Raw genomic sequence first — 25,700 nt, forward strand, 5'->3', positions numbered from 1 at the left:
ATAAACTGCAAGCATCATGTGGTTGGAGGGCTAGGCTAGTGGTATGGTGAACGTAAGTGAAGCTTTATAAGTACCGATACGATGAAAGAGCTAAAGATGCTGATAAGCTCTGACCAAAAGGTAATGTGGATAAGTTACATTTTTCATTTCTAGATGTACGCAAATAATAACTCCACCGGTATAGAGAAGCCACCTAACCCACTGTTGTATGACTGGAGAAACAGGGTAAGCCTGTATTTTCGCCTACATGGCAAGCAAACCGCAAGGAATGCTGATGGAAGTGCAGGTAAAGGAGAATGGAGAAAGCGAATGCCATTTTGTAACGAAATGGATAGAATTTGTAACATTAATTCGCGTGAAAACGAGCAGACTTCCATTTGGTCCCTCGTGACAAGAAACTTTGTTAACCACTTAAGGTAGGAAAGCAGATGATTACAAGTAAACCCGTAAGTGCATCTACCGAAAGCTTTGAAGCATGGAAGCAATTGCCATGGAAGAAATGCCAGAAAGTTATTGTGAGGCTACAAAGACGTATTGTTAAGGCTGTCCAAGAAGGAAGATGGGGTAAGGTAAAAGCTTTACAACATCTTCTCACACGCTCTTTTAGCGGAAAAGCTTTGGCTGTTAAGAGAGTAACTGAAAACCAAGGAAAAACCACAGCAGGTGTAGATCGTCAACTATGGTCAACTTGCAATGCTAAATTTCAAGGAATAAAGCAGTTAAAGCAAAGAGGATATAAACCTTCTCCGCTAAAACGGATTTATATCAGTAAATCTAATGGCAAAAGAAGACCTCTTGGAATACCCACGATAAAAGATAGAGCCATGCAAGCATTATATCTGTTTGCTCTGGAACCGATAGCTGAAACGATCAGTGATCGTCACTCCTATGGCTTTAGACCTAAAAGATCCTGTGCAGATGCTACAGTAGCTTGTCATTTGTTACTGGCAAGTCGTAATCAACTACAATGGATACTTGAAGGTGATATCAAAGGATGCTTTGACAACATTAATCATGAATGGCTTATGAAGCATATTCCTATGGAGAAAAAAATTCTGCATAGTTGGTTAAAAGCTGGCTTCCTAGAATCAAAAACTCTGTATCCCACAACTGCAGGTACCCCGCAAGGTGGTATAATTTCTCCAATACTAGCCAATTTAGCCTTAAACGGACTTGAAAAGTTATTGGAAAGTCGATTTGGTAAACTCGGCAGTAGAAAAAGAAACAAAATCAGAAGTGGAGTGAATGTAATCAGATACGCAGACGACTTTATTATTTCAGGTTTCACACATGAAGTACTGGAAAAGGAAGTTAAGCCTTTAGTATCATCTTTTCTTCATGAGCGAGGTTTAATTCTGTCAGAAGAGAAGACAAAGATTACATCTATCACAACAGGGTTTGACTTTCTTGGTTGTAATGTACGTAGATATAATAAGAAGTTAATTATTAAACCTTCGAAAGAAAGTATTAAAAGACTTCTTAATAAAGCACGTACATTGATAAAAGCAAATATAGCGAACACTCAGGCTATAGTAATTAAGTCACTCAACTCTCTACTGAGAGGATGGGGAAATTACTATCACCATGTGTGTGCTAAAAAAGCGTTTAGAAAGATCGACAATGAAATTTGGCATAGTTTATGGAAATGGGCAAAGAAAAGACATCCTCGTAAAGGATTACGTTGGATAAAGAATCGTTACTTCAAAGTAATGGGTCAACGCCAATGGGTTTTTGCTGCACCCATATGCAAGAACAAACCAAAAGAGATACGGTATTTAAGACTGCTTAAGCTGATTGATATACCTATCAGACGACATGTTAAAATCAGAGCGGATGCAAATCCCCTTGACTTAAAATGGAAAAAGTATTTTGATGAGAGAGTGAAACGAACAAGAATGTTAGCAAGCTCTTTCTCAAGAGAAGGTTCTCTACTGTTGGTGTCACCATTAAGAATGATGTTTCCTGAGGAATCATGAAGGACAAGCCGGTTCTAGAAAAGAAGAACTTAGATAAGGGGCTCAAGCGTAGTGTGGGGAAACCTGCATGCTGCGTTTCTAAGGGAGGGGGTAGTAGTAATACTGCTTCCTTACCTGACCAACTCGCTCGTGATAAAGGCTTCGAAAAACGGGCTCAATTATATGCTGCTAAGGCTTACTCAAGGCAGGCTGATAAAGGTGGTAAGTACATTGATTTAAAGAAGGTTTTCTTTATTGCTATTTCTAACTGTAATTTATTTCCTGATAAGCTTGATTATATATCTAGCCATACCATAAGAGATGAAAAAACTAACGAGCATGACTTAAAAGATTTTCAATTTATTTTCATTGAGTTACCAAAGTTTCCTAAGAGTAGAGAAGAGCAGCTAGAAAATGTAGTAGATCGTTGGCTATTTTTCTTCAAATATGCAGAAGAAACGACCGATGAAGATTTAAGAAAAATAGCAGAAAAATCACCAATAATAAAGCTAGCATATGATGAGTTAGATAAGTTTCATTGGAATGAGAAGGACCTATTAGCTTATGAAGAAAGGGTAATGGATTTACAGAAAGAAGCTGCTATCTTGGAACAAAAACTTGATGATGCTAAACATGAAGGCATCCAAATCGGCCATCAAAAAGGTAGGGAAGAGGGAGAAAAACAGGCTAAAATAGCAGTGGCAAAAAATTTACTTGAAGCTGGTGTATCTATTGACTTAATAGCTGAATCTACTGGTCTTCCTCAAGCTGACATTACACAACTTAAGGAAGAAATTTTTTAGTGTCCCCCTTCGGGGATTGTCTCGCCTTGAGGCGAAGGGCAAGTTACAATAGTCGCGTATGCGACGTTATGGGTATAATGCACACTCTAAGTACGATATGAAAGTACACTTGGTATGATATCGCAAAAGGGTGCTAATAGGCCAAATTGCTGTTAGAGTTAGGGAGCTGTTAAGGCAGGTTACTATGGAAAATGAGATCCAAATTATCTCAGGCAAAGTTGCAGTAGATCATATTCATATGTTTATATCATATAAACCACAGCAAAGTGTTAGTAAAATTGTACAACTTTTGAAAGGAACAAGTTCAAGGTTGCTGATGCAAGATTTTGCAAGTCTAAGTAAGCAATTTTGGGGCAGGCACCTTTGGGCACGTGGATATTGAGCCGTAAGTTCTGACAGACGAGGTTATACAAGAGTACATATCTATCCAGGAAGGCGGGAGTGTTAAATAAACCATACGCGTCAAGTTAAGGAAATACTGTCAAATATAGCAACATTTAAAGAGGGTATTTTATTTGTTACATTTATTTTTTAGGAAATTCTTGCCTAAAATAATGTAAATTATTAACTTAACTACTTAATATATAAAATAGTTTTTTGCCATTTTCTTCCCTCATTATGTCACTTTTCCTTAACTTGACGCGTATGGTTAAATAAACTGTGTCAACTCGATTTTTAACCTACCAGGAAAAAAGATATCAAGTTGAGAGATAGTAAAAGCCCAATCATGTATAGGCATAGTCCATTTCTCTCCTGCCTTCTTTATAGCACAATATACCTGTTTATGCAAGGCATTTGTGCTAGTAAATGAGCCCTTAGTTTTAGTAAATTTTCTGATCTGTCTATGTATAGCTCTTCTCATAATAATCCAAACAAGTTAAGATATGGATTTATGGTAGTGGGGTTTGTATGCCAGCAGCGTATAGTTACGACTTAAGGAAAAAAGCAATGGAAGCATTGGATGAAGGAGAAAGTAGAGCAAATGTTGCCGAGAGATTTAAAATTGGAAAAACAACTCTATATGAGTGGCAGAAAAGACGTAAGGAAACGGGAGATTTTCAGTCAAAAAAGCCTGGAAGCGTAGGATATAACCATAAAATTACTGACTGGAATGTTTTTACCAAATTTGCAAAAAACCATGGTGGCAAAACTCAGTCAGAGATGGCTAAACTCTGGGGCAATATCAGTAGACAAACGATTCACCGTGCACTTAAAAATATTGGATTTACAAGAAAAAAAGACCTACGGATATAAAGAAAGAAATGAAGAGAAGCGAGCTCACTTTTCAAAGGTTATAGCAACAAAACGTCATGAAAATCTTGTATATATTGACGAATCTGGAATAGATAATACAGAAGACTACCCATACGGATACTGCAGAAAAGGAGAGAGGTTTCATTCACTAAAATCAGGTAAAAAAGCTCAGCGGGTCAGTATGATTGCAGCTCTAAATAAAGAGAAAATCATTGCTCCATTGACCTTTGAAGGATATTGCAATAAGGATGTTTTCGAGGCTTGGTTTGAGCAGTTTTTAACTCCAATTTTAAGGTCTGGCCAAACTGTAATTCTTGATAACGCTACTTTTCATAAATCTAAAAAAATAGATAATCTTGCTAAAGGAGTTGGTGCTGAAATTCTTTATCTTCCTCCATATTCTCCAGACTTTAACAAAATTGAGCATCAGTGGTTTGCTATAAAGAACAGAGCTAGAAAAAATATCCCTATTTTTAAGTCTTTCCGTCAAGCTGTTGATTCTGCTTTTTTATTCTGACTATTATGAGAAGAGCTATAACCCTTCAATAGGATTTGTGGTATAAATTAATTTTCTTACAGGGCCGGAATATTTAAAATAACTAGACAGATTTTCCCAATTATTCTCCCAAAACTAAAGTATATTTTTCTCCCCATTTTTCCTCTAGCTCAAGCAAATAATTTTCGGCTATTTCTCTACTTGATATGTTTTTTTCAAATCATTCATGAAAACTTTTGCTCGATACATATTTCAGTGAATTTCTTATCTGATGTACTATACATTTCTGCTTTAGGAAATACGCTATTTATAGCTGTAGGAAAGCTTTTTAACACAAGCTATCAGAATATCATCTACTCCTCTCTCTTTTAGGTCATTTAGTACTCCCAATCAGAACTTCACTTTCAGCCAAATAAAAACCCAAAACTTCTTTTCTGCCATTTTGCTAATATGTTATACATACATTTTGATCAACGTGCTAACATAGAAGCTAAAGACGATGATGGATGGACACTTTTACACTATGCTGCATGGAAAGGCCGTAAAGAAATTGTTGAATTTCTTGTGGATGAAGAAGAAGCTAATATTAATGCTAAAGCTAATGGTGATAGTAAAAAGCCTATACATGCTGCTGCTAAAGCAGGTCATAAAGAAATAGTAGAATTTTTTCTTAGTAAGGGGATAGGGGTTGATGATGCTGATAATGATAAATGGACACCTTTACACTATGCTGCTGGAAGAGACCATATAATGGTTGTTAAATTTCTTACTGATCAAGGAGCTAACATAGAAGCTAAAGACGAGAAAGGACGGACACCATTGTACCATGCTGCATGGGGAGGCCATAAAGAGATTGTTGAATTTCTTGTGAATGAAAAAAAAGCTAATATTAATGCTAAAGATAATTGTAATAGTAAAAAACCTATACATGCTGCTGCTAAAGAAGGTTATAAAGATATAGTGGAATTTTTTCTTACTAAGGGGATGGGGATTGATGATACTGATGGTAATAAATGGACACTTTTACACTATGCTGCATGGAAAGGCCGTAAAGAAATTGTTGAATTTCTTGTGAATGAAAAAGAAGCTAATATTAATGCTAAAGCTAATGGTGATAATAAAAAGTCTATACATATAGCTGCTCAAGCAGGTTATAAAGATATAGTGGAATTTTTTCTTAGTAAAGGAATAGGGGTTGATGATGCTGATAATGATAAATGGACACCGTTACACTATGCTGTTGCTTATAGCCATTGCGAGCTTTCTAGATTTCTCCTTGCTCAAGGAGCTACCATAGAAGCTAAAAATAAGGATGATAAAACATCTTTAGACTTAGCTCGCGAAAGAAATAACACGGGAATGGTACATCTTCTAGCGCAAGCAAAATTAGATAAAGACTTGATAGCTGCAGCTGCAAGAGGAAGTCTCCAAACAGTTAAAAATCTTGTTGAGCAAGGTGCTAACATAGAAGCTAAAAATAAGGATAATAAAACACCTTTAGATCTAGCTCGCGAAAGAAATAACATGGAAATGGTAAATTTTCTAGCGCAAGCAAAATTAGATAAAGACTTGAGAGTTGCAGTTATAAGAGGAAATCTCCAAACAGTTAAAAATCTTATTGAGCAAGGTGCTAACATAGAAACTAAAGACAAGGAAGAATGGAAACTTTTACACTATGCTGCTGTGAGAAACCATATAATGGTTGTTAAATTTCTTGTTGAGCAAGGAGCTAACATAGAAACTAAAGACGAGAAAGGACGGACGCCATTGCACCGTGCTGCTGGGAGAGGCCATAAAGAGATTGTTGAATTTCTTGTTGATCAAGGGGCTAGCATAGAAACTAAAAGTAAGGATAATAAAACACCTTTAGACTTAGCTCGCGAAAGAAATCACACAGAGATAGTAAATTTAATGCAAGCAAAATTAGACCAAAAACTGACAGCAGTTCCGAAAGAAAATCTCCAAACAGTTGAAAATCTTGCTAAGCAAAGTGCTAACGTAGAAGCTAAAGATATGGATATTTCCAATGACAATTTAAAAAGTGACAGGAGAGCTTCTTCTAATGATAGCTTAGAAAGTGACGGAGATACTGCTCCAGGTACGACTGTAAAAGAGGCAAAAGTAGAATCTTATGCTAAATCAAGAAAAGCACAAAGACAATAAGTTGAAAATGTGATGTAAAGGAGATAAGTGGGCATGTACAACCGAGACGGGGGTACATTAGCCCATCTCTTGATGTATTTGTGTAACCTTTTTTTCTTTTAGCAAATTTTGTAACTCACCTTTTTCATACATCTCGCGGGTTATGTCACAGCCACCAACAAACTCTCCCTTTATATATAATTGTGGAATTGTTGGCCAATCAGAGAAACTTTTTATGGACTGACGTATTTCATCATTCTCAAGTACGTTGATGCATTTAAACTTTACATTCAATTTTTTGAGAATTGATACGACGAGTCCAGAGAATCCACATTGAGGAAAGTCAGAGGTGCCTTTCATATACAGCACTACATCGTTTTCTGCTATGTCTTTTTTTATTTGTTCAAAGTTGTTCATAAATATCACCTTAATTTTAAGCTCCAGTTTCTAGTTGCAATGCATGTATAGACTGACCTTCAAGAGCCTTATATACCATTCTGTGTTGTTCTATTTTTGTCTTTCCAGAAAAACACTTGGAAGTTATTTTTAAATGATAATGATCATCATCTCCAGCAAGGTCCTTAATCTTTATATCAGCATCAGGAAATGATTGTTTGATAATTTTCTCTAACTCGTGAATTGTAATAGTCATTGGTTTATTTTAATTATAAGTCTAAAATATGCAATTGATTATTGTGAAGACAATAGATTCAGCGTGCTGAGAGCACTAGCAAGACGAGATTTTAATTGACTTGCATACTCATTCCAGTCCTCTATTTCCTTTCTTGCCACACCTGAGGTAACGGCAGCTTTTGCAACAGCAGGAGATACCATAGAAATTAATCTTGGATCAAATGGAGTAGGTATTATATATTCACGTCCATAGCTCATTTTACGACCGCCATAGGCTGCAGATATCTCATTCGGCACTGGCTCACGGGCAAGCTTAGCTATTGCATCTGCAGCTGCAATTTTCATTTCTTCATTTATTGTCGTTGCATGTACATCAAGTGCTCCTCTGAATATATAAGGAAACCCCATTACGTTATTGACTTGGTTGTTATAGTCTGACCTACCAGTTGCAATTATTGCATCTGGCCTTACAGACTTTGCAAATTCAGGCCTTATTTCTGGATCAGGATTAGCAAGAGCAAAAATGATCGGGTCTTTACCCATGCTTTTTAACATCTCTTCGCTGAGCACATCCTTTGCAGAGAGTCCGATGAATACATCAGCGCCTTTTATGGCATCAAGTAGAGAACGTTCTTTAGTGTCAATTGCATATTTTTCCTTCCACTTATTCATGTCCTCTTTTCTGTCTTTGTGTATTACTCCTTGTTTGTCACATAGCACTATGTTCTTAGCGCCCATGGACTTTAGTATTTCCAAACACGCAATACCAGCTGCTCCAGCACCATTCATGATGATCTTGACATTCTCTAATTTCTTTCCAGCAATATCGAGGGCATTTTCTATACCAGCTGCAACAACTACTGCAGTGCCATGTTGATCATCGTGGAACACCGGAATATCCATCAACTCATTTAGACGTTTCTCTATTATAAAACAATCAGGAGATCTTATATCTTCTAGATTTATTCCCCCCCAACTTGGACCAAGATACCTTACTGCATTGATGAAATCTTCTATGTTTTCTGTGTCAACTTCTATATCAATTGCATCAATGTCAGCAAAACGCTTAAATAAAACAGCTTTGCCTTCCATGACGGGTTTTGAAGCAAGAGGACCGATATTGCCAAGTCCCAGCACTGCGGTGCCATTTGAAATGACAGCCACATAATTGCTTTTTGCCGTGTAATCATAAACAGCTTTAGGATTTTTAGCTATTGCAAGGCATGGGGCTGCAACACCAGGGGAATAAGCAAGTGATAGGTCATGCTGTGTGGATAAGGGTTTTGTTGGTATAACTGATACCTTACCAGGTTTACCACTTTTATTATGGTACTTAAGTGCTTCTTGTTTTGTGGTGTTATCTAAATCATTATTCATGCTTTGAGCTTATTGTTAGTAATTTCCTAAGTATATGGGGTTTTTATGAATGTTCAACTATTAGCTTGTGAACTCTATTGTACTTCTGTATAAATTTATCTACTACGTAGGGTGATGTGACATGCTTAAGAAAAACGTGCCTAATTTGCTAACAATTTCTCGTGCGCTCGCAATACCGGCAATAATATCAAGCTTTTATATAGAGAGTAAGTATGCAAGTCTAATAACAATATTGATCTTTATGTTTGCGTGCATTACAGATTTTTTTGATGGTTATTTAGCGCGTGCATGGAAAGTCCAATCGAATTTTGGCAAGTTATTTGATCCAATTGCCGACAAGTTAGTAGTAGCTTCAACAATAATCATGCTAGTTTATAAGCATAAGATAGATGATATTACAATTATACCGTCAGTTATAATTGTTTGTAGGGAGATATTAGTTTCAGGCTTGCGGGAGTTCTTGATAGCTACAAACGTTAGTTTACCTGTGAGTAAGGCTGGGAAAATTAAAACATTTTTGCAGATGGTTGCTATAGTAGCGTTAATAATGAGTGATTATGAAGCAACTAAATATATAGGTGTGGTTTGCTTATGGGCTGCGGCTGTTATGACTATGTGGTCAGGCTATAATTACGTTCTAGCTGGCATCAAACAGATTGACTAAATTGCTTAAGAGTATACAAAGAAGGTTAATAATTTCATAACATTGACTTAGTAATTAAAATCCTATATAATGTATTAGTTCATAAGTTGGTCTGTTCATATGACTAGTATTACAGGCACTAAGTTTTTTTTAAAAAGATCCAAAGGTAAAAAAGGTGCTAAAATGGAAGATTTTTTCTGGGATTTTTGGCCAACAGTTGATGAAGAAGTCAGAAAAGAAAGAGAGGAAGAAAAAAGCAAAAAGCTCGAACAAGAACTATTAACACTAAAAAAAAGAGAGCTACATAGGAAATGTGTATCATTGGTAACAATGGTTCCATTTGCATTATTGATGGCAATTGAGCTCGAAAAAACATGTAGCGATCAGGTATTACTTGGCCTTATAAGCAGCTCATTAGGCCATACTATATTACCTTTCACAGTCTTATCCCTTATTTGCACGCTATATTTAATTTATAATAATAGAAAAATAGCACAAAAAGAACGAGAATTGGAGAATATTGAAAGTGGGAAAACAGTAGAAAAAGAAAAGAGAGACCTTCCTTGTACCGTTGATGATTACTTTAACTATGCTGATGCTGCTTTAGTTACATTAGTTATTGTGGCTAGCATAGTAGGTGAAGCATTGGAGCAAGGAATAATAGGAGACGTAGCTTTTTCAATTTCTAGTCTATTTTACTTTGTAGCGAGTGCTACTTTCTGCTATCGCGAGTACAAGAAAAGTAAAAAATATGAAGTAGAAAAAGAGCAAGACTTTGATGAGAAGTTTGAAAAAAAGACAAGCAATATGTCTTCAGCTAAGTTAATGCTCGCTGGTTCTTCTTTATTACTAATCAGGAAAATAATATTGATTTCTGGAGTAGCATTAGCATCATCTGCTGTTGGGCCTGCTTTAGGTCTGGTAGGTATTGCTCTTTTGATGGTAGGAAGTGGATTGATCACACATTCTTATAGTAGAAAGCTAGAGAACGTAGAAGTGAGTGGAAAGGGTGTTGCAATAGGTGGTGGTGCGAGCAATATAGGTAATGGTGGCCAAGAGCCGCTTTTCGTTCGATGATAATGCCAAAAATTTGTTTATTTAGGTAATATTTAGTCTATACTTTATTTTGATCAAAAAAAATCTTATGTATAAGACTTTAATCATATGCTTTTTTCTTCTGACTTGCCCCTTCACGCAGTCGTATGCGAATGATCTTGAACACACTGAAACTGAACTATATGAGGAGGCAGTTAAGCTTTATGATCAGAAAAAATATAAGCAAGCTATTAGAGCATTTCAAAAGATAGAGGATTTGTATCCTTTATCTTATTGGGCAATGAAAGCCAAATTATTGTCTGGGGTTTCTCACTATAATATGGGTAAATACAGCGGTGCTGCAAGTGATATGGATGATTATATATACGTTTATCCAAATGGTGAAGATTTGCCATATGTATATTACTTAAGAGTATTATCTTATTACATGCAAATTAACAAAGTGCAGCTTGGGCAACAAATTGCATATAAAACTTTAGAGCTAGCTACTGAATATATTAATCTTTTTCCGAATAGCGAATATATAGAAGAGATCAAAGAAAAAGAAAAATTAATCACAGAACATATATCAAAAAAAGAGTATTCTATTGGTGAATTTTACCTAAAGCGTGGTGAATATTTAGCAGCAATTAAGCGTTTTCAAGATATGATAAGCAATAAAGATTCTAAATATTCTTCTAGAGTTATTAGTTATTTAATAACAGCTCACTTAGCTCTTGGCCTTGACTTAGAAGCTGAGCAGTATGAAAATATGTTAGTAGAAGGGGTGAATTAGTTTTCTTATGGCTGGTCATTCACAGTTTTCAAATATAAAACATCGAAAAGGTGCTCAGGATGCAAAGCGCTCGCAAAAATTTACGAAGCTCATTAGGGAAATAACAGTTGCTGCAAAACAAGGGCTACCTGATCCCGAGCTTAATCCACGTCTTCGCTCTGCTATCTTTTCTGCGCGAAAGGAAAATCTACCAAAAGATAAAATAGAAACAGCAATAAAAAATGCAGCTGGTAACGTTGCTGGAGAAAGTTATGAAGAAATACAATATGAAGGCTGCGGACCTTCTGGTGCTGCACTTATTGTCCATGCTCTGACAAATAATCGCAACCGAACTGCTTCTGAGATACGTTATATCTTTTCTCGCAAAGGCGGTAATTTGGGAGAAACAGGATGTGTGAGTTACCTTTTCGATCATGTAGGCTTAATTGTCTATAAAGCAGAGGGTATAAATTTTGAAGATTTATTTAACTATGGAATTGAATTAGAAGTATTGAATGTTGAGGAAAATAACAAGGAAGAATTATATGTTATAACTTGTGAAGTGAAAGATTTTGGTAGAGTGAGTGATGCTTTCTATACAAAATTTGGAGAACCAGAACTTGCTCGTCTTTCATGGCAACCAAAGGACCTGATTGAAGTGAGCGACAAAGAATTAATTGATAAATTATCTACATTAGTTGAAGAGCTAGAAGATAATGATGATGTGCAGTATGTTGAAGGTAATTTTATTTTTGCTGATAAACTATGAGGCTGGTAATACTTCCACTGCTTTGTATTTTACCAGCATATGCAACTGAAACATTTGCGCAGAAATACTATTGTCATTCCAGTGCCCAGACACTGGAAATTGATTGTAAACAGCACGCTATACAACATTTTCGATTAAAAAACTGTTCAAGCACTGGAATAACAGAAAGCAACCTAAACCACTTTCCAGCGTTACTTCAGCACGGGATCAGGAAAAAAAAAGCTACAGAAAGTGATAGAAAGTTGTTATTCATATCCAGTGACATAAAATCCTCTTTTTTTGACGCAGAAGGTTTGGCGCCAAATACAGTAATGAGATTAATCGACATATATAAAGGTTATGGTGTAGATTTTAAAAAAGACATTGTGCCCAAAAGCAAATTGGAGGTGCTGTGTGAAAAATCACTCAGTAATCAGAAGGCTGAAGAAAAAATTTTATATACTTCACTGACAACAGATAAAAAGGTCATTAGCTTGTATCATTATGAGTCACAAGAAGCAAAAGAAGTGTATTTTAATAAAGAGGGGGTAAGCTTGAAGAGTAGCGAAATTTTTGTAAATCCTTTAAACGGAGATTTTCGTATATCCTCGAATTTTGGTAATAGAAAGCATCCCATTCATGGTAAAATTGCTTTTCATAAAGGAGTAGATTATGCAGCTAAACTTGGCACTCCTATACACGCCACTGCAGAAGGTGTAATAGAATATATAGGAAAGAATGGTGGCTATGGGAATTACATCAAAATAAAGCACAACAATAAATATTCAACTTGTTACGCACATATAAGCAAATTTAGTAGCGATGTAAAGTTAGGCTCTAAAGTAAAGCAGGGACAAATCATTGCTTATGTTGGCAGCACTGGTGTTGCAACAGGACCTCATTTACATTATGAAGTTATATATAATGGTAAACATATTGATCCGCTTACGATAGCTCATGGCAATGAGATAAAGTTGCCTGATCGTGAATTAAGAGAGTTTAAATTATTTGTAAGTAAGGTAGATGAAATAATCAGCAGAGAGGGTGCAAGTGAAAAAGCAATCTGATGAAGACAGTACAGATAAAAATACAATAAATGATAGAAATCTAAGTAAAATTCGGGCTTTTCCTGTACTAATAGCGCTAGGGTTAATTTTATTGGTACTTTTTGTGTATGACAGCACAATTGCACTTGGAGTTGCTGCTGTTTCAATATTGACTTTTTCTCAAGGATTTTTCGTTAATGATCCTAATGAAGCAAGAGTGATAGAGTTTTTTGGTCATTATATTGGAACTTATTTTAAGTCTGGAATATGCGTAACGCTTCCATTTTCGAGTAAATATAGAGTTTCTTTGAAATTTCAGAATATCAATACAGAAAAAATTAAAGTTAATGATGCTAATGGAAGTCCGATAGAGATTTCAGTAGTAATTGTTTGGAGAGTGAGCAGTCCTGCGAAGGCATATTATAATGTTAATAATTATCATGATTTTGTTTTTGTGCAAAGTGACTCGGTAATTAGAGAACTGGCAAGTAATTATCCGTATGATAGCGAAAACGATGAGGAATCTTTGCGTAAAAATTCTGATAAAATTTCAAATGAATTGCGGTCAATGCTACAACAAAGATTGAATATTGCTGGAATTGAAATTGCAGAAGCGAGAATATCGCATTTGGCCTATTCATCTGAGATTGCACAAGCAATGCTGAGGCGTCAACAAGCGCATGCCATCACCTCTGCAAGAAAGCATATAGTGCAAAATGCAATAGGAATTATCGAAGAAGTAATAGCCCATTTTGAAAAAAATAAAAGCTTACAATTGGATGGAAAACAAAAGGTTCAATTGATAAACAATTTGCTAGTTGCTCTGATCTCTGAGCAGGATGCACAGCCGACTATTAGTTTGGATAATAATTAGCATAGAAGCCGATTGGGTTTCATGAATGCAAGTCACTGTTAATTTCTTGATTAATAGACTAAATGATGTTATAAATTACACGCATTAGGGGTGCTCTAAAAAAGCTGAGAGTACATAAAGTACAACCCTTTGAACCTGATCTTGTTAAAACAAACGTAGGAAAATGTATGTATATAAATATTGAAGAATGCTTTGGCTTCATCGCGTTCATTACATCTCTCATTGGGTTATTGCCTCAAGTATATAGAGCATATATCACAAAACTTACTCGTGACATATCGATGCTAATGTTGGTGAATTATCTTATTTGTTCATCATCTTGGCTTATTTACGGTATTTGTCAGGGTTTAACTTTTGTGATACTCAGTAATATTGCTGGATTAGTGATCAGTATAATATCAATTGTTCAAAAATGTTACTACGATGCAAAAACTGCACGAAGCGTTTTATAACCATATGCTACATTGTAGCGTGGAGCAAGAATATCGTTCTATTGTAGTACTAAATGGAGAAATACCTGATTCATCGTTTTTTAAACAAGATATACCTGTTATTGCTGTAGATGGAGGAGCAAATAAGCTTCTATCAATTGGCGTAAAACCTGATCTTGTAATAGGAGATTTGGATAGTATAAATCCGAATTTACGTGCTAATTTAAATACAGTATATCTACCTGATCAAGATTATTGCGACTTTTCTAAAGCAATGGCTCACTTAAAAACAGTAAAGTTATTGCCATCAATAGTAACGGGTATTACTGGAGGAGCAATTGATCATATACTACAAAATATTAACTTTTTTTTAAGTACAGATAGTATCTTTTATATGCCTTCGCCTCCCATGGTGGGGTACGCCTTACAAAAAGGTATTAGCTATTTTTCCTCTTTGCTAAAAAATACTAAAATATCCTTACTTGGTATACCGAAAGCTCAAATATCAACTAAAGGATTACAATGGGAACTGTACCTTAGTCACCTTGCTTTTCCAGGAAAGAATTCTTGCTTTAATCGAAGTTTAGGCAATGAGTTATCTATAGAAATACACAGCGGCGTGTGTTTAGCAATGATATATTTAGAAGCAGTAAATGATGATGGTGTGTATTGAGTTAAAACATTAAGAAAAAAAAAAGTAGAAAAACCGTGTTAACACTAATTATAAAAACTACAGGCGCCTGTTATTAGCTAAAGTAAAGGTCAAATATCTGGAATTCTGGACATAAAATCCTCCTGTATAAAAAAGATTCAGAATGTACACACAACAGATGTGGCTGAATTTTTATTGAAAAATTGGTTAAAAGGTCTGCAGACTGAGATAGATTTTGAGCTCTCTAAATATCTCTACCATCATTATAATGGCATCTTGAGTATGCGGAAGCAATTTTTTCATTAAAATAAAAAATTTTATTCTACAGCTCAAAAAGGAGTTTGCTAATTTTCACACTGAATCGGATTCCACTACTCAAACCTAGAAACTTTAATGTGCAAGTATTGAAACCGGTGTTCCCCTTCTTGTTATCCGAGTAGCCTTTTCTTGTCATTTAAGTGGCCTTTTCCTGTCCCCAGTATCTGCTGCTGTCATTCCAGTGCGTGACGTTATTTCCATCCAAGATGGTGTCATCCGAATAGCTGACACTGGTTCCTTTATGACGGCAGTGCCCAGAGGTGTCATCCCAGTGCCCAGACACTGGGATGACACCCTTCCTTGTAGAGATCTCTTGCGTTATCCTACTCATCTATTCTCGTTGCATCGTAATCGCAACTACTACTCTCTCCTTCGCATCTAGCATCGGTTTGTGATGTAGATTTGTCAGTGTCAGACCCAAACAACCATGAAAAAAACCCACCAAAAAATGATGCAATTAAAGAAAAGGGCTTCATAATTATATTAAGCAAATTATCAAAAAAAGAGCTGTCAATAGAATGTCCATTATCAGCAGCTTCAATTTTTACATCACTTTCTTTTTTTGCACTGATCTCCTTTTGTTCTTGTAAACTTGGTTGGACATTACCTTCTTGTCCAGCATCTTCCTCTTGACCTACTTCATTATCTTTTGATGCTATACTGTCATCAATTTTTTTGGGGGGTTTTAGTAATAGAGTTTTTATTTCTTCTGTGCTAGCTAAATCTAAAGGAGTATTTCCATCCTTATCTGCTAAATTAATATCTATTTCTTTTATTTTCAGTAGGGCTTCTACTACTTTTATATCGCCACTCATAGCAGCATAGTGTAAGGGAGTCCTTTCATATAGATCTTGTGCATTAACATTTGCTCTTACTTGTATTAGAACATTTACTATCTCCAAGTTTTCTTTGTGAACAGCCCAATGTAAAGGAGTCCTTCCATCTTTGTCCACTGCATTAACATTTACCCTTGCTTTTATTAGAGCAATTACCATTTCAAAGTTCTCCTTTTGAATGGCATAATATGAAATAGTCTTTCCTGTTTCATCCGATATATTAACATCTGCTCCTTTACTTATTAGGTGTCTCACTTTCTGAACATCACCTTCTTGAACAGCCTTAAGTAAAGCAGCATTTATTAATGGCACTTTTATTTCTTCGTCAATAGCTAAATCTAAAGGGATCTCTTCGTTTTTACCTGTTATACTAACATCTGCTCCTTCTTTTATTAGAGCCACTACTATCTCTTTGTTGTTGTTTTGAGCAGCTAAATGCAAAGGAGTCTCTCTGTTTTTATCTCTTATATTAAGATCTGCTTCTGCTTTTATTAGAGCTACTACTATCTCTTTGTTGTTGTTTTGAGCAGCATAATGTAGAGAAGTCTTTTTGTTGTTATCTTGTGCATTAACATTAATTTCCTTGTTTCCTAATAGGGCTTCTGCTATTTTCACATTGCCACATTTTATTTTAGCATTAGCATGCCGATCCCAATCCCAATAATTATTTACCTCATCTTGATTTGATATATCATGGTAGCACATTTCAACAGCCAAATGTAAAGGAGTCTGTCCTTTATCATTTTTTGTATTAACATTTGCTTCTTTCTTTAATAGGTCTTCTACTGCTTTCAAGTCGCCAAGTCTGGCAGCCAGATGTAGAGAAACCTTACAATGCTCAGCTTTTACTTCTTCGTATTTATTTAACACGTGGCGTTCTCGAGAAGAGTCATAAGCAATAAAATCTGCTCCATTATCTAATAGAACTTTTGCTATATCAGAATGATTATTTTTAACAGCCCAATATAGAGAATTACCTTGAGATCCATCATATGCATTAACATCAGCTTCTTCACTTATTAGGCGCTTTGCTTCATTAAGATCACCTCTTTTAGCAGCATCAAGTAAAGCAGCATCTATATCTCTGATTAAATAATCCATTTAACACTTCTCTATAAAATTGCATTACTATAGTAAGGTAATTAATAATTCATAAAATCTGGGTGGCTTTGTTGCATAGCACTGATAGGCATGTAAATCACAGTGAATTTACGCAGCTAATTTAAATTCAGCCATACCTATATCAGTAAATTTGTTCAATAAGTAGCACTTAATTAACAGCTCTTTTTCACGATTTACCTCTGATTTATTTTTCAAGCCAAACCCAAATATTTGCTTCAACCTATAGAAAAAGACTTCAATATAAGACCGTGCTCCATACTTAACTTTTTTCTTCCATTCATTAATACCATCTTCATAATTCTCATATGACCTAATTCTACTAATATACTTGTTTCTTTCTGATAAGTAGTCAGCTAAACAAATTTTAGTATCCTTCCTAGGGCGAATAATAGGCACAATATTGTATTTTCTGCATTCTTTATACACACTTTTTATATCATAAGCCGCATCTGCTCGAATAGAACAAATGTTATATTTATCACTGACTTCTTCTAACATATCGCAGACCGGCAAATAGTCTACAGCAACACCACTAGTGTAGTTCATGCTTATTGCTTTCTTATCATTTATGTTTAAAACAACATGTAATTTTCTTACTTGACCATAACCACTGTATTTTCTTTTTCGAATATTAAGCTTACTATGCCCACCGTTATTATTGTAGATACTAACTCTAGTGCTATCTACGGCAATTTCAACATTTTCCAGATCATCTTTATTGCTTCTATGGTCATCAATCTTCAAATTAAGCTTTTTAAATCTTCTGGAAGCTTGTGTATAGCTGATAATCTTAAGTTTTTTGCCTATTTGTACCATATAACCTTTTACAAAACCTACAGCTTGTCTCAAGCCAATTCTAAAAAGATGAACTATTATGTGTATTAAAATTACAACTTTATCACTATAAGTGTTATTGCCACCTGCAACTTTTGGACTATTTTCATACCAATTTTCTATGGCTTGATTAACAAAATGAAAAACATTTCCTCTTTTTTTGAGAAACTCGTTATATTCTCTTTGGTTACTTACTCTCATTTTTTGTGGCATAAGTTGTACTTGTTTGAAAAATGCCTATTTTACAACAAAATGCGTTAGTAGCCATATATTAAAAAGCTTTTCTTCTTACAATAACCTCAACCAACACTAGCTATGCAACAAAGCCAATCGGTGTCAGAAACTGCTCAAACCATTTATTAAAGATATCCATATTGCAGTGGCCTTCAAAGGTTAACGGAGCAATTATTTTTCTTCCACTTAAGGCTGCAACCATGCTAATTCGTTGAGTTTTCTTCCCAGATTTTAGGGCATAAAACCGCTGTCCTTTCTGGCAATACCCATAGGTTCAGTGTCCAGACTCATCTATATACACTAATTCTTTAGGTTCTTTTGTTGCTATAACCTTTGAAAATTGAGCTCGCTTTTCTTCATTTCTTTCTTTATATCCGTAGGTCTTTTTTTTCTTGTGAATCCTATATTTTTAAGTGCTCGATGAATTGTTTGTCTACTAATATTGCCCCAGCATCTCTGACTGAGTTTTGCCACCTTGCTCATTTGCAAATTCGGCAAATGCATTCCAGTCGGTAATTTTATGCGACGCTTCCAGGCTTTTTTGACTGAAAATCTCCCGTTTTCTCACGTCTTTTCTTCCACTCATATAAAGTTGTTTTTCCGATCTTAAATCTTGCTGCCACCGTTTCCCTGCTTTCTCCTTCTTCTAGTGCTTCCATTGCTTTTTTTATAACTATATGCTACTGGCATCCTTACCTTCCACTACTATCAATCCATATCTTACTCTTTTTGGACTATTATGAGAAGGGCTATAACTAGTAAGTTTTTTCAATCCTGCTCCACAGCAAATTTTAATGCTATGTGAGTAGTTATAGTGCTGTTAACAATTAAAATGACAAAAACTAAGATGGTGATTAGTAGTGTATAAATATTCAAGGATAAATTTTCAAATTGAGTTAGCAATTTGAAATATACAAAAGTTGGCATTATCATTGGCAAAACAAGAATTTGCGACACTCCTGATGCTAAGTTATTTCGACCAATCATCAATGCATTTCCAGTAGCTGAAATATTAATGATTATCAGCGTATTAAATAATAAAGACACTCCAACTGCTATTGAATGTTCAATATTATTGCCTAGAATTGCAAAGCTGAACATGAAAGAAATCACTGAAATCGGTAACCCAAATAACAACCAGTGAGCGAAGATTTTATAAGCAACTATCAGCCTAGAAGAGAGTGGCTGTAAAAAGATTTGCTCTAATATTCCATCATGATAATCAGATGTAAATAAATTATTTGTAGAGATCTGCAAAACAAATGTAGCACATATCCATGTTAATGTTAATATGACTTCTTGTTTACTGTTGTTTTCAAGTGTATATGAAGATAAACTTAACATTATAATAAAAATACATACTATATAAGTAAGATTATTATCATTTATTACTAATTTTTTTACCAAACTAATCATACCAGGATTTTAAATGTTTATTATAAATTATAGTGTTTACTTTGAGGGTAGTATAATTTTTTGTGTTTACAAGTTATATAAGTTTTAATATATTTTATTGATAATGCTATGGAAAAATTAATAAAAATAAAGTTACCGGAAGATTACGTTCCTTCAGAAAATGAAGAATATATGAACGTAAAACAACTGGAATACTTTAGCTTAAAGTTACAATCAATACTCTCTGAACTGGAGAAACAAGATCTAGAAGATAGTAGTATTTATTCTGATAGTGAAAATGGAGAATTAATTAAGCGCCGAAAAGATAGAAAAGAAAAAATTAAGGAGGCGTTGGAAAAAATAAAATTAGGCATTTATGGTTACTGCGATGGAACGGGAGAAGAAATAGGAGTCGAAAGACTTAAAGCTAATCCGCTTGCTATGTATTGTATTGAAGAACAAGAGAGAATAGAAAAAGAAAAGAACGTGTATAACATTAATGATTAGAACTTGTCGGGAGTGTTAAATAAACCATACGCGTCAAGTTAAGGAACTGTGGTAATAAACTTAGTGTAAGGAAGAGAAAAAAAAGATATAAGTTCTCTTAAATCTAACAAAGAAAACGGAGAACTTATACAATGAAAAGAATAGTTTGCATCTCAAAAAAGCTCAAAGAATTTTTTAATGAAAAAGCAGATAAAATCTCAGCTACAACAGGGTTCATAAAAAGAAAGAGGAAGCTAAAAGGCTCGTCGTTCATAAAAGCCATCGTTTTGGGTAATATAGGGGTTGATAATTGTAGTATAGAGACAGTGTGTCAATTATTGAATGAAGACTCGATAAATATAACAAAACAAGGTCTGGACTTTAGATTTACCAAGGAAGCAGTGGAATTTATGAAAAGAATGTATAATGAATCTTTAACGTTACTTAAAAATACCTTACAAGTTGATTGCAGAATCTTGAAGCACTTTGGAGGTGTTAAATTATTAGACAGCAGCTACATTAGCTTACCTAACAGTATGGAAGAAATGTATAAAGGTTATGGTACCAGCTACAGTGGTTATGAAAGCAATACTAAGTCTGGAATAAAGTTACAATTAGTTTTTGACTACCTAAACCAGACATTAGACCAGCTTAATATAACTGAGGGAATAAGGTCAGATCAGGGTTATAGAAGCCATTTAAGCAATATATCGAACAACGATTTACTAATATCTGATTTGGGTTATTTTGTGCCAAGTTCTTTTAAACAAATCAATGAAATAGGAGCTTATTTCATAAGTCGTTATAAATCCGATACTAACATATATGATATAGAGACAGGTCAAAAAATAGATTTACTAGAACATTTGGGAGATCGATCTTTTCTAGAACAGGAGGTATTGTGAGGAAAAGAGACAAGGGTTAAAGTAAGAATTATATTTAAAAAACTAACTGAAGAACAAGCTATGGCTAGAAGAAGAAAGGCTAATAGGTTAGCAAGATCACATGGATACACATCTTCTCAAAGGAACCAAAAGTTACTAAATTGGTCGATATTTATAACTAATGTTCCAAAAAGTAAGATTAATGCTGAGCAAATACTAGTAGTTTACCGAATAAGATGGCAAATTGAATTATTGTTCAAATTATATAAGAGTAATATAAGGCTTGATAAGCTGAGAGGAAAGCCATACAGAGTATTATGTGAGCTATATGCCAAATTGTGTGCAATTCTTATATTTCATGGAATAGTGGGTTGCACAGAACTGAAAAAAAATACGGAGCTTAGCTTAACAAAGGCATTTATTGAGCTAAAAAGACGGGTTAGAGAGTTATTTTTAGCACTAAATAATAAAATTAAAGGCTTAAATATTTTTCTCAAAAAGCTTACCATAACTTGGTCGCAGTTTTCATTAAAAGACAAGTACAGAAAAACTAGAGTATCCACCTTAACTTCTCTAAATTTGCTCACAATCTCTTAACTTGACGCGTATGGTTTATTTAACCATACGCGTCAAGTTAAGGAAAAGTGACATAATGAGGGAAGAAAATGGCAAAAAACTATTTTATATATTAAGTAGTTAAGTTAATAATTTACATTATTTTAGGCAAGAATTTCCTAAAAAATAAATGTAACAAATAAAATACCCTCTTTAAATGTTGCTATATTTGACAGTATTTCCTTAACTTGACGCGTATGGTTAAATAAACCATACGCGTCAAGTTAAGAGATTGTGAGCAAATTTAGAGAAGTTAAGGTGGATACTCTAGTTTTTCTGTACTTGTCTTTTAATGAAAACTGCGACCAAGTTATGGTAAGCTTTTTGAGAAAAATATTTAAGCCTTTAATTTTATTATTTAGTGCTAAAAATAACTCTCTAACCCGTCTTTTTAGCTCAATAAATGCCTTTGTTAAGCTAAGCTCCGTATTTTTTTTCAGTTCTGTGCAACCCACTATTCCATGAAATATAAGAATTGCACACAATTTGGCATATAGCTCACATAATACTCTGTATGGCTTTCCTCTCAGCTTATCAAGCCTTATATTACTCTTATATAATTTGAACAATAATTCAATTTGCCATCTTATTCGGTAAACTACTAGTATTTGCTCAGCATTAATCTTACTTTTTGGAACATTAGTTATAAATATCGACCAATTTAGTAACTTTTGGTTCCTTTGAGAAGATGTGTATCCATGTGATCTTGCTAACCTATTAGCCTTTCTTCTTCTAGCCATAGCTTGTTCTTCAGTTAGTTTTTTAAATATAATTCTTACTTTAACCCTTGTCTCTTTTCCTAACAATACCTCCTGTTCTAGAAAAGATCGATCTCCCAAATGTTCTAGTAAATCTATTTTTTGACCTGTCTCTATATCATATATGTTAGTATCGGATTTATAACGACTTATGAAATAAGCTCCTATTTCATTGATTTGTTTAAAAGAACTTGGCACAAAATAACCCAAATCAGATATTAGTAAATCGTTGTTCGATATATTGCTTAAATGGCTTCTATAACCCTGATCTGACCTTATTCCCTCAGTTATATTAAGCTGGTCTAATGTCTGGTTTAGGTAGTCAAAAACTAATTGTAACTTTATTCCAGACTTAGTATTGCTTTCATAACCACTGTAGCTGGTACCATAACCTTTATACATTTCTTCCATACTGTTAGGTAAGCTAATGTAGCTGCTGTCTAATAATTTAACACCTCCAAAGTGCTTCAAGATTCTGCAATCAACTTGTAAGGTATTTTTAAGTAACGTTAAAGATTCATTATACATTCTTTTCATAAATTCCACTGCTTCCTTGGTAAATCTAAAGTCCAGACCTTGTTTTGTTATATTTATCGAGTCTTCATTCAATAATTGACACACTGTCTCTATACTACAATTATCAACCCCTATATTACCCAAAACGATGGCTTTTATGAACGACGAGCCTTTTAGCTTCCTCTTTCTTTTTATGAACCCTGTTGTAGCTGAGATTTTATCTGCTTTTTCATTAAAAAATTCTTTGAGCTTTTTTGAGATGCAAACTATTCTTTTCATTGTATAAGTTCTCCGTTTTCTTTGTTAGATTTAAGAGAACTTATATCTTTTTTTTCTCTTCCTTACACTAAGTTTATTACCACAGTTCCTTAACTTGACGCGTATGGTTTATTTAACACTCCCATTCTTCTATCAGTTAATTCATTCCCGTCAGATTAAGTTGTGTTTAGCACAATTTGTTCCACTGTTCTTCATCTAAAATTTCCACACCCAATTCCATTGCTTTTTTATATTTTGAACCTGGATCTTCTCCTGCAATTAAATAGTCAGTTTTAGTAGAAAGGCTTGAACTGATCTTTGCCCCTAAAACTTTAGCTCTTACTTTTGCCTCCCCTCTGCTCATAGCACGTAGCTTACCAGTAAACACTATAATTTTGTTATTCAAAAAAGAATCGCTAGAGTTGGAGCTCACGGGAAGAATTTGCAGATATGCAGTAAGATCATTTAACATTTTAATGTTACGTTCCTGAGAAAAAAACGATTTTAAAGATTCAGCTACTTTTTCTCCTATACCATCTATACCTACCAACTCAACATCATTTGATGACATCGAATTATACCAGTTATCATAAGATACATAATAATTTGCGAGCAATTCTGCTGCAACTTGGCCGATAAATCTGATACCCAAAGAAAATATGAACCTATCTAGAGAGATTACTCTTCTGCTTTGTATAGCACTTAATAGATTAGCTATTGACTTCTCGCCCCAACCATGATGCTCTTTTAAGGAAAACTCTTTTAATCTTTCCTCTAAAATAAAAATGTCTGGAATTTGTCTTATTAGTTCCAGATCATAAAAAAACTTTATTTGTTTTTCACCAAGGCCAACAATGTCAAATGCATCTTTTGACACAAAATGTTTTAGTTTTTCTACTATTTGAGCCTTGCAATTAAATTCTTTAGGACATCTTACTGCAACTCCTTCAATCTGCACTTTACTACCACATTCAGGACATATGTCAGGAAACACAAATTCAGGCATATTTGCATGACGAGAACCTTCATCTACTTTGACAATTTGAGGAATTACATCTCCAGCTCTTTTAATTGTTACAACATCTCCTTCTCTTATGTCTTTACGTTTTATCTCATCTTGGTTATGTAGACTTGCTCTGCTAACTAGCACTCCGCCAATATTGACTGGTACCAAATCTGCAACTGGAGTTAAAACCCCCGTTCTACCCACCTGTATAAATATTTTATTTAACTTTGTCTTTGCATAAACCGCAGAAAATTTATATGCAAGCGCTGAGCGTGGCGCTTTGTGTGTACTTCCCAGACGACTTTGTAGCACCAAATCATTCACTTTATAGACTATCCCATCGATATCATAATCCAAGTTATAACGATAATCATAGATCTCGTTATAGAACTTTAGCATTCCATTCAAACTACTTGTTAAGGAACGATGCTCATTTACGCAAAAACCAAGTTTCTCAAGTTTTTCTAGTACTTCACTTTGACTTTTCTCTATTCCACCAATTAAAGAATAAGAAAAATATCTAAGAGGCCTTTTTGCTGTAATGTTCGCATTCAATTGCTTTAAAGAACCAGCAGCTGCATTTCGAGGATTAGCGAATTCATTATTTTCATTTAACTTTAAAAAGTCGCTGTTACTGATATATATTTCACCCCTTACTTCTAGTCTTCCTTGCACATCTTGTAAAAACTTAGGAAAGCCTTTTATTGTTGCAACATTGTGAGTTACATCCTCTCCTACAAAACCGTCACCTCGAGTTGCAGCTTTAACAAATTTCCCATCTTCATAAATTGCAGAAAATGACAATCCATCAATTTTTGGCTCACATAATATCTCTATTTCATCTGCAATTAAAAATCTCTTTATTTTAGACAAAAATTTTTCTACACCTTGTTCATCATAAGCATTCTCAAGAGAAAGCATAGGTTCTTGATGTTCCACCTTAGAAAATCTCTCATCAGGCGGAGCACCAACACTATCTTGTGTTGCATAAGCTTCTGGCTCTATTGCAGCTAACTTTTTTTTCAGTTCATCATATTCAGCATCACTTATCTCTGGCTTACTTTTTTGATAATATAAGATATTATGATAATTAATTTGATTTTGCAGTTTTTCTCTCATCTTTTCCAAGTCAGTCATGATACCAATATAATGCTCTTTGCCGTCAAGTCATGAATTTTTTCAAAAGGTACTATAAATTTATACTACTGCCCTGAAAAGCAATACTAATGTTAATATAATTTTTGTACTTGTATATTAATGTTAGTATAGTTTTTAAATTAAGGAGTACATTATGAAAGAATACAATTACAAAAATTTAGCTGACGAATCAAACTTCGGCTCTCAAGTGTATCGTGCAGGAATGTTTGATAAAATTCTTGGTATAAGCAAAACAGCAAAAGAAGCTGCGAATCAAGTAATATCTCAAATGGGTAACGATTTAAAACTAGAAGCTAGAAAAGCAGCTCAAGATGAAGTAAAAAAAAATAGAAGGAAAAATGCTAACTTTAGCTGAAGAGAAAGCTAACAAAATAGCTACCGAAAAAGCTAATCAAATAGAAAAAAAAATATCGACT

At 34.5% G+C, this 25,700-nt stretch carries 23 protein-coding genes, 4 pseudogenes and 1 riboswitch; of the genes and pseudogenes, 16 read left to right on the top strand and 11 right to left on the bottom strand.

All coding sequences use genetic code 11. The features are described 5' to 3' along the window. Nucleotides 1-428: 428 nt before the first annotated feature. The 3 genes from ltrA to tnpA all read left to right on the top strand — a co-directional run bounded on the left by ltrA (nt 429) and on the right by tnpA (nt 3,140). Nucleotides 429-1,976 carry a group II intron reverse transcriptase/maturase gene (gene ltrA, locus ABWU56_RS04325; protein ID WP_149168704.1) on the top strand — a complete coding sequence of 516 codons (1,548 nt, stop codon included), beginning with the start codon at nt 429-431 and terminating at the stop codon, nt 1,974-1,976. Next, a complete protein-coding gene (locus ABWU56_RS04330) occupies nt 1,973-2,758 on the top strand; it encodes an Rpn family recombination-promoting nuclease/putative transposase (protein WP_353281117.1) in 786 nt (261 codons plus the stop codon). The genes ltrA and ABWU56_RS04330 overlap by 4 nt, the downstream gene beginning before the upstream one ends. 130 nt (nt 2,759-2,888) lie before the next feature. Continuing rightward, nucleotides 2,889-3,140, top strand: a complete 252-nt coding sequence (gene tnpA / locus ABWU56_RS04335) for an IS200/IS605 family transposase (RefSeq protein WP_264375610.1) — start codon at nt 2,889-2,891, stop codon at nt 3,138-3,140. Nucleotides 3,141-3,407: 267 nt separating this feature from the next. Here the strand turns inward: tnpA and ABWU56_RS04340 are convergent. Next, nucleotides 3,408-3,608 (bottom strand): annotated as a pseudogene (locus tag ABWU56_RS04340) (IS256 family transposase); the annotation flags it as partial. Nucleotides 3,609-3,667: 59 nt separating this feature from the next. Between ABWU56_RS04340 and ABWU56_RS04345 the strand changes: the two are divergent. Continuing rightward, nucleotides 3,668-4,529, top strand: a protein-coding gene (locus ABWU56_RS04345) for an IS630 family transposase (RefSeq protein ID WP_265028085.1) whose coding sequence is annotated in 2 segments (ribosomal slippage) — nt 3,668-3,993 and nt 3,992-4,529 — 864 coding nt in all. Because the reading frame shifts where the segments join, the coding sequence is not laid out codon by codon here. Between the two features lie 18 nt (nt 4,530-4,547). Here ABWU56_RS04345 and ABWU56_RS04350 read toward each other — a convergent pair. Next, nucleotides 4,548-4,978: pseudogene (locus tag ABWU56_RS04350) on the bottom strand (transposase); the annotation flags it as partial. On the opposite strand from ABWU56_RS04350, the gene ABWU56_RS04355 reads away from it, so the two are divergent. Further along, on the top strand, nt 4,959-6,671 hold the full coding sequence (locus tag ABWU56_RS04355; RefSeq protein WP_353281118.1) for an ankyrin repeat domain-containing protein: 1,713 nt from the start codon (nt 4,959-4,961) through the stop codon (nt 6,669-6,671). The pseudogene ABWU56_RS04350 and the gene ABWU56_RS04355 overlap by 20 nt on opposite strands. 57 nt (nt 6,672-6,728) lie before the next feature. On the opposite strand, the gene grxD is transcribed toward ABWU56_RS04355, so the two are convergent. From grxD to ABWU56_RS04370, 3 genes are read right to left on the bottom strand one after another with little or no spacing between them, the layout of a single operon-like run. Next, nucleotides 6,729-7,067 (bottom strand): Grx4 family monothiol glutaredoxin, encoded by a 339-nt coding sequence (grxD, locus tag ABWU56_RS04360; RefSeq protein ID WP_264375466.1) that lies wholly within the window; start codon nt 7,065-7,067, stop codon nt 6,729-6,731. 16 nt (nt 7,068-7,083) lie between these two features. After that, entirely contained in the window at nt 7,084-7,302 is a 219-nt protein-coding gene (locus ABWU56_RS04365) for a BolA/IbaG family iron-sulfur metabolism protein (protein WP_006012412.1), read from the bottom strand. Between the two features lie 38 nt (nt 7,303-7,340). Next, nucleotides 7,341-8,660, bottom strand: a complete 1,320-nt coding sequence (locus ABWU56_RS04370; protein WP_353281119.1) for a malic enzyme-like NAD(P)-binding protein — start codon at nt 8,658-8,660, stop codon at nt 7,341-7,343. A 121-nt stretch (nt 8,661-8,781) separates the two neighbouring features. On the opposite strand from ABWU56_RS04370, the gene pgsA reads away from it, so the two are divergent. The 8 genes from pgsA to ABWU56_RS04410 all read left to right on the top strand — a co-directional run bounded on the left by pgsA (nt 8,782) and on the right by ABWU56_RS04410 (nt 14,885). Beyond that, complete coding sequence (gene pgsA / locus ABWU56_RS04375; RefSeq protein ID WP_006012406.1) at nt 8,782-9,324, top strand: CDP-diacylglycerol--glycerol-3-phosphate 3-phosphatidyltransferase; 543 nt, start codon at nt 8,782-8,784, stop codon at nt 9,322-9,324. A gap of 99 nt (nt 9,325-9,423) precedes the next feature. Next, nucleotides 9,424-10,380, top strand: a complete 957-nt coding sequence (locus ABWU56_RS04380; protein WP_353281120.1) for a hypothetical protein — start codon at nt 9,424-9,426, stop codon at nt 10,378-10,380. 67 nt (nt 10,381-10,447) lie between these two features. Continuing rightward, the gene (gene bamD / locus ABWU56_RS04385; RefSeq protein WP_264375545.1) at nt 10,448-11,134 is read left to right on the top strand and encodes an outer membrane protein assembly factor BamD; all 687 of its coding nucleotides are present in this window, start codon (nt 10,448-10,450) and stop codon (nt 11,132-11,134) included. 7 nt (nt 11,135-11,141) lie between these two features. Continuing rightward, the gene (locus ABWU56_RS04390) at nt 11,142-11,882 is read left to right on the top strand and encodes a YebC/PmpR family DNA-binding transcriptional regulator (RefSeq protein WP_353281121.1); all 741 of its coding nucleotides are present in this window, start codon (nt 11,142-11,144) and stop codon (nt 11,880-11,882) included. Beyond that, a complete protein-coding gene (locus ABWU56_RS04395; protein ID WP_353281122.1) occupies nt 11,879-12,928 on the top strand; it encodes a M23 family metallopeptidase in 1,050 nt (349 codons plus the stop codon). The genes ABWU56_RS04390 and ABWU56_RS04395 overlap by 4 nt, the downstream gene beginning before the upstream one ends. Then, nucleotides 12,912-13,781 carry an SPFH domain-containing protein gene (locus ABWU56_RS04400; protein WP_019236939.1) on the top strand — a complete coding sequence of 290 codons (870 nt, stop codon included), beginning with the start codon at nt 12,912-12,914 and terminating at the stop codon, nt 13,779-13,781. The genes ABWU56_RS04395 and ABWU56_RS04400 overlap by 17 nt, the downstream gene beginning before the upstream one ends. Before the next feature lie 76 nt (nt 13,782-13,857). Next, a riboswitch (TPP riboswitch) is annotated at nt 13,858-13,960 on the top strand. Beyond that, entirely contained in the window at nt 13,949-14,233 is a 285-nt protein-coding gene (locus ABWU56_RS04405; protein WP_010404806.1) for a SemiSWEET family sugar transporter, read from the top strand. Its footprint overlaps the riboswitch before it by 12 nt. Next, complete coding sequence (locus ABWU56_RS04410; protein WP_319803546.1) at nt 14,205-14,885, top strand: thiamine diphosphokinase; 681 nt, start codon at nt 14,205-14,207, stop codon at nt 14,883-14,885. The genes ABWU56_RS04405 and ABWU56_RS04410 overlap by 29 nt, the downstream gene beginning before the upstream one ends. Nucleotides 14,886-15,505: 620 nt before the next feature. Here ABWU56_RS04410 and ABWU56_RS04415 read toward each other — a convergent pair. From ABWU56_RS04415 to ABWU56_RS04430, 4 genes and pseudogenes are all read right to left on the bottom strand, one after another. Continuing rightward, nucleotides 15,506-17,119 carry an ankyrin repeat domain-containing protein gene (locus ABWU56_RS04415; RefSeq protein ID WP_353281123.1) on the bottom strand — a complete coding sequence of 538 codons (1,614 nt, stop codon included), beginning with the start codon at nt 17,117-17,119 and terminating at the stop codon, nt 15,506-15,508. A gap of 108 nt (nt 17,120-17,227) precedes the next feature. Beyond that, nucleotides 17,228-18,187: an IS5 family transposase gene (locus tag ABWU56_RS04420; protein ID WP_341815149.1), complete on the bottom strand. Its 960-nt coding sequence runs from the start codon at nt 18,185-18,187 to the stop codon at nt 17,228-17,230. A 115-nt stretch (nt 18,188-18,302) separates the two neighbouring features. Further along, nucleotides 18,303-18,898: pseudogene (locus ABWU56_RS04425) on the bottom strand (transposase); the annotation flags it as partial. A 78-nt stretch (nt 18,899-18,976) separates the two neighbouring features. Continuing rightward, the gene (locus ABWU56_RS04430; RefSeq protein WP_007302672.1) at nt 18,977-19,624 is read right to left on the bottom strand and encodes a heme exporter protein CcmB; all 648 of its coding nucleotides are present in this window, start codon (nt 19,622-19,624) and stop codon (nt 18,977-18,979) included. A 108-nt stretch (nt 19,625-19,732) separates the two neighbouring features. Between ABWU56_RS04430 and ABWU56_RS04435 the strand changes: the two genes are divergently transcribed. Beyond that, entirely contained in the window at nt 19,733-20,110 is a 378-nt protein-coding gene (locus tag ABWU56_RS04435) for a TraR/DksA family transcriptional regulator (RefSeq protein WP_007302671.1), read from the top strand. A 131-nt stretch (nt 20,111-20,241) separates the two neighbouring features. Beyond that, nucleotides 20,242-21,570 (top strand): annotated as a pseudogene (locus ABWU56_RS04440) (IS4 family transposase). Between the two features lie 242 nt (nt 21,571-21,812). Here ABWU56_RS04440 and ABWU56_RS04445 read toward each other — a convergent pair. Beyond that, nucleotides 21,813-23,141: an IS4-like element ISWosp7 family transposase gene (locus ABWU56_RS04445; RefSeq protein ID WP_353281094.1), complete on the bottom strand. Its 1,329-nt coding sequence runs from the start codon at nt 23,139-23,141 to the stop codon at nt 21,813-21,815. 166 nt (nt 23,142-23,307) lie between these two features. Then, nucleotides 23,308-25,263, bottom strand: coding sequence for an NAD-dependent DNA ligase LigA (ligA, locus tag ABWU56_RS04450; RefSeq protein WP_265041583.1), 1,956 nt, complete (start codon nt 25,261-25,263; stop codon nt 23,308-23,310). Nucleotides 25,264-25,417: 154 nt separating this feature from the next. Between ligA and ABWU56_RS04455 the strand changes: the two genes are divergently transcribed. Then, nucleotides 25,418-25,639 carry a hypothetical protein gene (locus tag ABWU56_RS04455; RefSeq protein ID WP_353281125.1) on the top strand — a complete coding sequence of 74 codons (222 nt, stop codon included), beginning with the start codon at nt 25,418-25,420 and terminating at the stop codon, nt 25,637-25,639. Nucleotides 25,640-25,700 lie beyond the last annotated feature (61 nt).

It is taken from the genome of Wolbachia endosymbiont (group B) of Horisme vitalbata (assembly GCF_964028625.1).
Taxonomy (GTDB): domain Bacteria; phylum Pseudomonadota; class Alphaproteobacteria; order Rickettsiales; family Anaplasmataceae; genus Wolbachia.